The organism is Mucilaginibacter sp. A5337, from assembly GCF_059690695.1.
The window spans coordinates 83,680-92,707 of the sequence record NZ_JCAWEC010000013.1 but is presented as its reverse complement, the minus strand read 5'-3'; the positions used below and the strand labels follow the sequence as shown (position 1 = coordinate 92,707).

General features: G+C 44.9%; 8 protein-coding genes. 2 read left to right on the top strand and 6 right to left on the bottom strand.

The features are described 5' to 3' along the window. Positions 1 to 318: 318 nt before the first annotated feature. Genes xrtN through AC59JO_RS28265 form a run of 4 tightly spaced genes read right to left on the bottom strand, consistent with a single transcriptional unit; the run spans position 319 to position 5,151 of the window. On the bottom strand, positions 319 to 1,674 hold the full coding sequence (gene xrtN, locus AC59JO_RS28280) for an exosortase N (RefSeq protein ID WP_497309674.1): 1,356 nt from the start codon (positions 1,672 to 1,674) through the stop codon (positions 319 to 321). Next, the gene (locus AC59JO_RS28275) at positions 1,655 to 4,162 is read right to left on the bottom strand and encodes an XrtN system VIT domain-containing protein (RefSeq protein WP_497309672.1); all 2,508 of its coding nucleotides are present in this window, start codon (positions 4,160 to 4,162) and stop codon (positions 1,655 to 1,657) included. Before AC59JO_RS28275 ends, xrtN begins: the two co-directional genes overlap by 20 nt. A 51-nt stretch (positions 4,163 to 4,213) precedes the next feature. Continuing rightward, on the bottom strand, positions 4,214 to 4,516 hold the full coding sequence (locus AC59JO_RS28270) for a winged helix-turn-helix domain-containing protein (RefSeq protein WP_413670374.1): 303 nt from the start codon (positions 4,514 to 4,516) through the stop codon (positions 4,214 to 4,216). Next, positions 4,513 to 5,151, bottom strand: coding sequence for a hypothetical protein (locus AC59JO_RS28265; RefSeq protein ID WP_497309670.1), 639 nt, complete (start codon positions 5,149 to 5,151; stop codon positions 4,513 to 4,515). Before AC59JO_RS28265 ends, AC59JO_RS28270 begins: the two co-directional genes overlap by 4 nt. A gap of 363 nt (positions 5,152 to 5,514) precedes the next feature. On the opposite strand from AC59JO_RS28265, the gene AC59JO_RS28260 reads away from it, so the two are divergent. Together AC59JO_RS28260 and AC59JO_RS28255 are read left to right on the top strand one after the other, a co-directional pair. Next, positions 5,515 to 6,336, top strand: coding sequence for a DCC1-like thiol-disulfide oxidoreductase family protein (locus tag AC59JO_RS28260; protein WP_497309668.1), 822 nt, complete (start codon positions 5,515 to 5,517; stop codon positions 6,334 to 6,336). 2 nt (positions 6,337 to 6,338) lie between these two features. Further along, positions 6,339 to 7,268 (top strand): TIGR01777 family oxidoreductase, encoded by a 930-nt coding sequence (locus AC59JO_RS28255; RefSeq protein WP_497309666.1) that lies wholly within the window; start codon positions 6,339 to 6,341, stop codon positions 7,266 to 7,268. A gap of 120 nt (positions 7,269 to 7,388) precedes the next feature. Here AC59JO_RS28255 and AC59JO_RS28250 read toward each other — a convergent pair whose 3' ends face one another. Then, positions 7,389 to 8,381: an NADP-dependent oxidoreductase gene (locus tag AC59JO_RS28250; protein ID WP_497309664.1), complete on the bottom strand. Its 993-nt coding sequence runs from the start codon at positions 8,379 to 8,381 to the stop codon at positions 7,389 to 7,391. After that, positions 8,381 to 8,932 (bottom strand): hypothetical protein, encoded by a 552-nt coding sequence (locus AC59JO_RS28245; protein ID WP_497309662.1) that lies wholly within the window; start codon positions 8,930 to 8,932, stop codon positions 8,381 to 8,383. Before AC59JO_RS28245 ends, AC59JO_RS28250 begins: the two co-directional genes overlap by 1 nt. Positions 8,933 to 9,028 lie beyond the last annotated feature (96 nt).

Here is a 9,028-nt window from a genome sequence, read left to right as displayed (position 1 = left end):
GTAATGTCGATGTTCTTTAATAATGATCTTTTCCACTGTGTTTACTTTAATGTAAACCCATTTCCGGACAAGACAGAAAGGTTTGTTTGTCTTAGTGTGCCAGAGGTACACAACTCCGGTGTTCCGTACCTCTGGCACGGTGATTTTCGGTATATGATATTGCTACAAACCTGTTCCCCCTCTGGGGGATTTTCTTAATGACATTAGCCGGTATCCGCTACTATCACTAACGCCCACACACACCGCCGCTAAAATATGTTTTATACACCATCACTTTTTTCAGGATTTTCCTGATAGCTACTCCTAAGGCTCAAAGTATTATTGTTTAATAGCCGGCAAATTCTTCACCGCTTCCAATAACGCCGCCTCCGAAGCTGCATTAACATTCACCAGGTAAAACAACTTAGCCCCTTTTGCTGCCGCCCATCGCCATTCAAACTCGTTGACGGATTTTATGCTGCCGTTATCAAACCACCATGCCGCATAGATCTTATCCTTCGCTTTGGTAAGTACAGCCCAATAAACCTCACGACCGGCAACAACCTCTTTTTTTATTTTATTGAAAACATAGCCGCTTCCCTGCCAGCAAATCATAGGATCGTGCTCGGGGCAATAAAACGGGGATGGTTTAACATAAACCAATGCGCCGTCTTTTTCAAACTTGATCACCCCGCTTTCCAGTACAGCTTTTTTATAGCCGGTTAATGATATGTTGCTTACGTTTTTGTCATTCAGGTCATCCATCGATTTGATGTTGAAGGTTACTACAACCAGCATGGCTGCCAATACAAAGTGTATCAGCGGAAAGCGCAATTCATCAGGCGCCAGCCTGATTGTTTTATAAAAGCGGGGATCGATGTATGGTTTTTCGGTCCGTTTTAATACGAAAGAAGAGAACCACAACAAAGGCAATACCACATAAACAAGCAGGCAGATGATACCGGCAAGGTCATGCATCATAGTACCCGCCGGTATTTTAAAAAACACCAGCAGCAGGATGCGGCAAAGGTTGCACAAAATGTTTAACGCAAAAGTAAACATCAACAAAAACAAGATCCACATCAGGTGCAGTTGCTTTGCCGCTTGCCGCTGGTAATAAGCTATCATGAACAGGCAGATCATGAACGAGGCAGCCAACATATGCAGACCGGCACATGCCTGATCCACAGAAAATTCGGAGCCTTTAAACTGAATGACGTTGCCAGCTGCACTGGCGGCGACTCCCATAATTGAAAGGAGAGAGGCCGCTACCCCACTAAGCCAGATCCTTAAGGGAAAGCTAAACATGTTGCTGATATGTTGAAACGTGGGGGATATAAGCAGCAACAGCAGAAACAACACAAGGCTTACTTTTCCTTTCAGGTTCTCAAAAAACAACAGTGCCGAAAACAGCAGCGCCAGGAACAAATTTGTTTTAACAGGCAAACAAACACCTATTGTTGCAAAAATAAGGGCAGGGGCCAGGTACCGTAAAGAAAAGCTGCCACGTTTTACTTTGCAGATATAAGGCACAAGTGCCAGGCCAAGCAGCATATTAGCATCCCACTTAAAATAAATGATACATAGCCTTGCTGTAATGCCAATGTATATTAACCAGCAACTGTTGATGATTAACCTGCTGCCGGTTAATTTAAATGGCACATATTCCTGCAAATTATAGCTCCGGCTGAACATGTTTGTTCTTGTATACTAAGAAGTTTATAACTGCTATTACAACCAGGATCAGCAACCACTCGCCGGGTTCGGGCACTGCTCCTGATGATTTTGCGGAAGCATTTTGAAGACTGTTCTTATTTTCATCAATCCCGAAGCGTTCATAATCTTTTTGAGTTTCCAATACAATAAGACTCGAAACCGGCGAGGCTATAAAAGCCTCATTAGCCTCTTCGATAATATCGGGCTGCACATAGGTTTTATCAAAATAATGCGGACCAACCTTTTTCATAATGTCGTTATAGGCAAACAGCCGTAACAGGTGGTCGGGCGCATTTCCGGCTTTTAAGGTATCGGCAGTTTGCTCAATAACCAAACCCGATTGGGCAAGCACCACATGGGTTGAATCTTCCTGCGAGCGGGTAAATTCATGTTTGGCGAGCCTGCTTTGCAGCGTTGCTACATCACCTTCATTATAAGTAAACACCCGCATTTCCTTCAGCGCCTTTAAATAGGGCGTTAGGTTTGTACCGATATTATATAACTGCAATGGCTTAGCATCGGGCAGATAACTGGTTAGTGCTCTTCCAAACTCCGATTCGTCAAGATCGTGCAGGTTAGGGGAGGTTTCGGCACATTTGGTAATAAGCAATGAATTTTCCGGGTTTTTGATCTCATTAACCGGGAACATACTGAAATTGAGTTTGCTCATCCTGTTTAAAACATTTCCGCGGTTTTCTTCAGTCAGAGTTTCCAGCTTGCCGTCGTAATAGTAAACCTTTTTGGTTTTGATAGCCGGCCAAAGCTCGTCAAGTTCATCTGCTGCCCAACTGGCATTCAGATCAAGATATATAACCTCCGGATTAAAGCTTTCTGTTTGCGGCTGATAGTCTTTTAGCTTATAACCTTTACCGGCAAATGTAAAGGCTGTATTTGTGAGCGGCGGGGCTTTAAATGTGATCTGTTCATCTGGCTGATAAGGTCGGTCGGCAGTATAAACTCCGTTAGTTATTTCGTCAAAGCCTGACAGGTTAAGTCCTTCGGGCTTTTGGGAAAAGGACACCTGGATTGCTTCGGTAACACCTTCAGGCGACGGGCCATCGAAATAACTGCCTTCATAGGTAAGCATATCGCCCTGTTTGCGCAGCGGGCTTGTAATCCCCACTCTAAACTTCCGGTTTTCTTCGGGTGTGCAGGGAAAAATTCGTGCCGTTACGGTATTGCCCTCCTGCCAGTGGATCACCGATGGATCATGCTGTTCCACCCCCACAATCTCGTGATAGGCTGAATCGGCTTTAGCTTTAGTGGTTAGCCTTGACTTTTGTTCTTTACCATCTATCCATAATGATAACGAGCTAACAACCGAACCCTCCGGAACATGGAATGTGTAAATAGCTTCTTGTTTGCCAAGCCAGGCCCTTACTCCCCGGTTTTCAGTGTTATGCACGGTCAGTGTTTTTTCGGTATAAGCTAAGCGGTATTCCGGGAAAATCTTCACATTGGTGATCACATTGGCTGTTTTTAGCTTATCGCCGCTCCAAAGCCGTTCCTGTGCCTGGTGGCGTGAATCGTACATCGCTTCCAGTATTTTTATCCGTTCCTTTTCGTCAAGGTTTAAATCGCCGCCAAACAGGCTTGCTATCACTATAAAAGGATCATGTTGCATGGGCTCATCAAATGAGGCTTTATTCCAGTCGCCCCAGAACCAGCTGTCGGTCAGGTTGGCCGTTTTGTACACGATGCCAGCTTTGATGATCCGTTGTGCTATGGCGTTTTTAGGAATATTTTGGCTGATCACCACCCAGGTTGGCAGTTTGCCTTCGGATAGTGTATTGTGATTGATAGCAAGATTAACCTGGTTATTGATGCTTTTCCATTGCCATATAAAAATGCTGCATGCTACCACAGGTAACAATAAACCGGCCCACAATGCCATTTTTAATGACTTGCTGCCCCTTACCGCTTTTCTGATAGTAAGAAACGTAGCTATGGCCAAACCCATCGGCACAAAAACATGTAATGACAAACCCAGCGCAATGGCGGCAAAAATGCCGATGAGGTACATGGAGGTAAGGTATACGCTGTAGTAAATAAAAAGCAGGAAAGCTATACCCAGGAAAAATATTAAAACGTGTTTCATTCTTAAACTGAGCTCATTTATAAACACGGAGGTTATAATGGAGATAGTGGAGATACAGATAACAACCGACAACCAGGTAACCGATGTATTGAAAACAGGGATGCTCAGGTTAAGTGCAAAGGCGCTGATAAACCAGAGTACCAGGAGCAGTATCCAATAATGCAGGCGTTTAAACCCTTTAAATATCACCACAAAGAAAAACACAACGGAGGGCAGGTAATTAAAGCAAAAGGCGCCGAAAGCAACCCCCTCAGTAAGTTCAAAAAGGCCGGACCCTTCTACAAAGAAGAGACCGGCAGATATAGTGATTAGGATTAGGCCAAGTTTAAGAACACTATCTTCAAATAAAATTGCTTTAAGATTTTTCATGTTTTATAAATTAAAAGTACTTTGCATTTCAAAGTTTATAGGTAAAAAAATTTATAGCTTTTGTTGCTTGATCAAATTTTCGAGCGCGAGAAGGTGCAGCCTGAAAGCGGAGCGTCCTTTTTCGGATGCCAGGTAACGTGTATTGGGTTTGCGCCCAATGAAAGTTTTTTCCACCAGGATATATTCTTCCTTTTCCAATGCTTTCAGGTGCGATGCCAGGTTACCATCGGTAAGGTTAAGCAGTTCTTTAAGCGAGTTAAAGTCGTAGCTTTCATTGGCAACCAATACGCTCATGATTTGCAGGCGAATGCGGTTTTCAAAGGCTTTATCAAACTGATCTAATGATATCTTCACTTATCGTATCTAAAATGCATTACCGTACCATAAATAATGTGGAGTAAGCCAAAACCAATGCTCCAGAAAATTAAGCCGTAGCCCGGCATTACAGCACACAGCAAACCTAATAAAATCTCCAATATCCCCAAGCTCCTAATGCCCGAATATGTATAATGGCTGCCGGCAACTAATGACATGCCGTAAAATATCATTGTAGTGGGGGCCACAACGCCATAATAACCACGGTAAACCAATATCAGGGTAAACAAACCACCGCTTACCAGCGGGATTGCCATATTAATAAGCAGGCGTTTACTGCCGGCATTCCAAACTGATTGCCCGGTTCTTTTGGCTTTGCGTACCGACAGCCAGATCCCTGTGCCAATTGACAGTACAAGGACTGCAACTGCCACGACAAATAATTTAACAATCAGCAATTCTTCATTGTAAGTATGGCGCTCCCTAAGTGTAGCATACTCGCCCGGTAGTAAGTTATATCCTATCCCCGCGCCAATGAATGCATAAATCCCCGCCATTACGCCCGAAAGGCCGCTAAGCGAAATAAATTTGGCCGAACGCTCCATCAGGTTGCGGATGGAACTTAACTCTGCATGAATGTCTTTGTCTTCCATTAAAAGTACTTTGTTGTTCAAAGTTAAATATAAGATTTGATTTTGCAAGAGGAGAGGAAGTTTTTTTAGTAAGCAATTAATAGTTTACTACCTTTTACCCATTAAACCTTTATGTCATTTCAAACGAACCAGCGGAGATTTGTGGTTGGGGGAGGAGAAATCTTATACCCGCAGTAAAGCCTCATGCAAGGTTTAGAGCATAGCGTATAAGATTTCTCTTTCGCCCCAATGCTCAACCGTGCCCTTGCTCCATCGAAATGACAAATTCGTTTTAAAGCACTCCCCAGTCCCTACATGCAAAAGCAGGTTGCCTAAATTTAATTTTCAGTATTTATTGAAAGTTTTAAATATATTGTATATTTGTTTCAGAAAACACTGAAAGTTATGAAAACACTTAAGAACCACATGATCCTGTTTGATGCCGAGTGTCCCATGTGCCGTGTTTATACCCGCGCTTTTGTAAAAACCGGGATGCTTGACCATAATGGCCATTCTTCATACCAGGAAGAAACACATGCCGGTACATGCCCTGTTTATGACAGGCAACGGGCCGTTAATGAAATAGCGCTGATCAACCTGGAAAGCGGGGAGGTTACTTACGGCGTTAAAAGCCTGTTCAAGATCATTGCGAATACCTGGCCGGTATTTGCTCCTTTGTTTGCCTTTAAGCCTTTTGTATGGCTTATGAGCAAAGCTTATGCCTTTATATCATACAACAGGCGGGTTATTATCCCCGCTGCCGAAACCGGCTTTGAGTATCAGCCTACATTTAAACTCCATTACCGTTTACTGTATTTACTGTTTACCTGGTTTTGTACCGGCTTTATCCTTACCGCTTATGCACATCTGCTTTTGGGAGTGGTTCCTTTAGGTAACCCTTACCGCGAATACCTGATCTGCGGCGGGCAGATCCTTTTCCAGGGAGCAGCGATATGCAGCTTTGACCGCCGTAACCTTTGGACCTACCTCGGCAATATGATGACCATCTCTTTCGCCGGTAGTTTGTTACTGTTGATAGGTTTGGTTGTGAGCCACTTTTTTCAATTCGGTGCCGCGGTTTATACTTTATATTTTATGGCTGTTGCCGGGGTGATGTTCCTCGAACACATTCGGCGTACCAAACTATTAGGGCTGGGCTGGGTGCTCACCGTTACCTGGGTAACCTACCGCATAGTTTTATTGTTGCTTATTTTAAACCTTAACTGATCATGAAACCCTATAAAAAAATTGTACTGGCCGGTGGTAACGGTTACCTCGGTACAGTGCTGGCCAATTATTATCGCGACCTTGCAGATGAAGTGATCATCCTTGCCCGCAAACAAAAACCGGTAGATGGCAACGTGCACACCGCTGTTTGGGACGGCGAAACCGAAGCCGGCTGGACAGTACACCTTGCGGGCGCCGATATGCTGATAAACCTGTGCGGTAAAAATGTGAACTGCCGTTACACCGAAAAAAATAAAAGGGGGATCATCCGTTCAAGGGTAGTACCTACCGAACTATTGGGCAAGGTGATCAATAAAATGGTTAACCCGCCAAAAGTTTGGATCAACGTAACCTCTGCCACCATTTATCGCCACGCCGAAGACCATCCGCAGGATGAGGAAACCGGCGAAATAGGCTATGGCTTTTCTATCGATGTTTGCCAGATCTGGGAAAGCACTTTCTTTAAAACCGATACGCCCCATACCCGTAAAATTGCCCTGCGCATGGGCATTGTGTTAGGCCGGAGCGACAGCGTTTTTCCGCGGTTGCTTAACCTGGTCAAGTTTGGCCTCGGCGGTAAACAGGGCGATGGACAACAATACATGGCCTGGGTACACGAACATGACGTAGCCCGCAGTACGCAATGGCTGCTTGATCACCCCGAACTAAGTGGTGTATTTAACTGTACCGCTCCAGAAAGCGCAAAAAATGCTTATATGATGCGGACCATCCGCGAGGCTTACGGCGCGCCATTTGGCTTACCAGCTCCGCAATGGTTGCTTGAAGTTGGCGCTATGGTGATCGGCACCGAAACCGAACTGATATTAAAAAGCCGCTGGGTAATGCCCAAGCGCCTATTGGACAGCGGCTTCAAATTTCAATATGAAAAGCCGGGGCATGCTGTGCATGATATTTTGAGTGTAAGAAATTAAGCGCTTCAAACACATCAAATGTCGTTGAAGAGCCATTTGAAGACCATTGAGCTGGTGAAAACTTACGAGGTTTCCAAAACTTCGTAAGTCCGGCTCTGCTACTTGCCTTGGGTAGGATGATTATACCCGTACGATCATTTTGCCTTCGTTTTTACCCTCGAATAAACCAATAAAAGCTTCAGGAAGCCTGTCAAAACCGTCCATAATTGTTTCGGCGTATTGTAATTGACCCGCCGCTATCCATTGTTGCAATCTTCCGATACCTTCGGCAAAACGGGCTTTATAATCCGCAATAAGAAAACCCTGTACCAACAGCTTTTTGTATACCACAAGGGGAAGCAACGGGATTCCGGTCCCGGGTGCTGTATCATTGTAATTAGCTATGGAACCACAAACTACTACACGCCCATAATCATTCATCCGGTTAATCACCGCATCTGAAATAGCTCCGCCTACATTATCAAAATAGATATCTATACCATCTGGACATAGGCTGGCTACCGCGGCCCCAGTGTCGGGAGTGGTTTTGTAGTTAATTCCAGCGTCGAAGCTCAGCTGCGATTTCATCCAATCAACTTTTTCGTTACTTCCGGCAATGCCGATTACCCGGCAGCCCATTAATTTACCTATTTGCCCGGCAATGCTGCCCACGGCTCCGGCAGCGCCGGAAACCACCAGTGTTTCGCAGGGTTTGGGTTTGCCGATATCGGTTAGCGCAAAGTAGGCCGAAAGCCCTGTAGAACCCAGGACGCTGAGATAGCTGCTCAAAGGAAGGCCGCTGTCATCTAATCGTGTCAGCCCTTCGCCATTGTGAATTAAAATATCGCGCCATTCCAGGAAACCGAGTACTTTATCCCCTGGTTTAAAGTCCGCAGCAGCTGAGGCCACAACCTCCGCCACCGCGCGTGAATACATGACATCACCGGCAACAAGCGGCGGGTTGTGCCCTCCTGCCATTTTAGCCCGGAGGTAGGGATCAACAGAAATGTACAATGTTTTGAGCAACAATTCGCCAGCTTTAATAGCGGGCAACTCTTCAAACCCTAAATTGAAGTTAGCCTCCTGCGGTATTCCTACCGGCAGGGAAGCCAGCCTGATTAGTTTACTTTTCATCAGATTCCGTATTTTCCGGTGAGTGCCTTTAGTTCGATGCTTTTGGCGAAAAGCGGTGTTTCTTCATGATTGTGAACGTCTGAAGCAGCTTGGCGGCTGGCAGCGGCCTGCGCCAAAGTAACGCCATGCTCTTTAATAAAAGCTAAAAATTCGGGGGTAGCAGTGGCATGAATCTCGTTGGTATATTCGCAGGTATCTGCATCAATAGCGGTAGCTTTGAGCTCCCAAAGTACCTGTACAGTACTGCGGCCGCTTTTACCAAACACGTCAGACACTGATAGCATCCGGCAATAATCCGGGCGATATTCTGTCGCTACATAATGCTGTATTACCATCGCATCGCCTATCATTTCCACGTTGATAGACATTGGCTGGCCATCATAGGTACGGGTAAAGCCGGCGGCAATGTGATTAACGGAACATTTTTGGTATTCGGCATCGGGCAGGTTGAAGAGCCAGTCGGCAATATTTACTTTTTCGATGGGAGCATTGATAGCGGCTTTAACTACAGAGTGGGATAAAGCGTTTTCGGGAGTTTGTTGAATTTCCATGATCTTGTTGTTTTAATTTGTTAAATCAAAGTTCAGGGATAAAACTTAATCGTCTAAACTCATTTTTTAGATATAGTTCATTGATAAAAGCGATTA

What these genes read in the sequence shown, in the direction of transcription:
- xrtN (WP_497309674.1), bottom strand. Translation starts at nt 1,674, where the DNA reads ATGTTCAGCCGGAGCTATAATTTGCAGGAATATGTGCCATTTAAATTA.
- AC59JO_RS28275 (WP_497309672.1), bottom strand. Translation starts at nt 4,162, where the DNA reads ATGAAAAATCTTAAAGCAATTTTATTTGAAGATAGTGTTCTTAAACTT.
- AC59JO_RS28260 (WP_497309668.1), top strand. Translation starts at nt 5,515, where the DNA reads ATGAAAACACTTAAGAACCACATGATCCTGTTTGATGCCGAGTGTCCC.
- AC59JO_RS28255 (WP_497309666.1), top strand. Translation starts at nt 6,339, where the DNA reads ATGAAACCCTATAAAAAAATTGTACTGGCCGGTGGTAACGGTTACCTC.
- AC59JO_RS28250 (WP_497309664.1), bottom strand. Translation starts at nt 8,381, where the DNA reads ATGAAAAGTAAACTAATCAGGCTGGCTTCCCTGCCGGTAGGAATACCG.
- AC59JO_RS28245 (WP_497309662.1), bottom strand. Translation starts at nt 8,932, where the DNA reads ATGGAAATTCAACAAACTCCCGAAAACGCTTTATCCCACTCTGTAGTT.